This is a genomic window from Sodalis sp. (in: enterobacteria), from assembly GCF_047607725.1.
Classification (GTDB): Bacteria; Pseudomonadota; Gammaproteobacteria; order Enterobacterales; family Enterobacteriaceae; genus JBLKSS01.
In genome coordinates this window covers 1-1190 of record NZ_JBLKSS010000001.1, presented here as the reverse complement: position 1 = coordinate 1190, position 1190 = coordinate 1, and the positions used below count along the sequence as shown (strand labels likewise).

The 1190-nt window shown below is 53.9% G+C and carries 1 rRNA gene; it reads left to right on the top strand.

Annotated elements, in window-relative coordinates:
* Positions 1–21: 21 nt before the first annotated feature.
* Positions 22–1190: ribosomal RNA gene (locus ACMX3H_RS00005) — 23S ribosomal RNA — on the top strand; the annotation flags it as partial.

Sequence of the window (1190 nt, the reverse complement as noted above, 5' to 3'; positions counted from 1 at the left end):
GCAGACAGCTCAGGGTTGTGAGGTTAAGTGACTAAGCGTACACGGTGGATGCCTAGGCAGTCAGAGGCGATGAAGGACGTGCTAATCTGCGAAAAGCGCCGGTGAGCTGATATGAAGCGTTATCAGCCGGCGATGTCCGAATGGGGAAACCCGGTGCAACTTGTTGCATCATCGTCAGGTGAATCCATAGCCTGACGAAGCGAACCAGGGGAACTGAAACATCTCAGTACCCTGAGGAAAAGAAATCAACCGAGATTCCCCCAGTAGCGGCGAGCGAACGGGGAACAGCCCAGAGCCATCATCAGCTTGCGCATCAGGAGAACGGTCTGGAAAGTCCGGCGACAGAGGGTGATAGCCCCGTATCCGAAGGTGCGCTTGTTGTGAGCTCGATGAGTAGGGCGGGACACGTGATATCCTGTCTGAAGATGGGGGGACCATCCTCCAAGGCTAAATACTCCTGACTGACCGATAGTGAACCAGTACCGTGAGGGAAAGGCGAAAAGAACCCCGGCGAGGGGAGTGAAATAGAACCTGAAACCGTGTACGTACAAGCAGTGGGAGCATCCTTCGGGGTGTGACTGCGTACCTTTTGTATAATGGGTCAGCGACTTATATTCTGTAGCAAGGTTAACCGTATAGGGGAGCCGTAGGGAAACCGAGTCTTAACTGGGCGTCTAGTTGCAGGGTATAGACCCGAAACCCGGTGATCTAGCCATGGGCAGGTTGAAGGTTGGGTAACACTAACTGGAGGACCGAACCGACTAATGTTGAAAAATTAGCGGATGACTTGTGGCTGGGGGTGAAAGGCCAATCAAACCGGGAGATAGCTGGTTCTCCCCGAAAGCTATTTAGGTAGCGCCTCGTGAAGTCATCTACGGGGGTAGAGCACTGTTTCGGCTAGGGGTCCATCCCGGATTACCAACCCGATGCAAACTGCGAATACCGTAGAATGTTATCACGGGAGACACACGGCGGGTGCTAACGTCCGTCGTGAAGAGGGAAACAACCCAGACCGCCAGCTAAGGTCCCAAAGTCATGGTTAAGTGGGAAACGATGTGGGAAGGCCCAGACAGCCAGGATGTTGGCTTAGAAGCAGCCATCATTTAAAGAAAGCGTAATAGCTCACTGGTCGAGTCGGCCTGCGCGGAAGATGTAACGGGGCTAAACCATGCACCGAAGCTGCGGCAGCG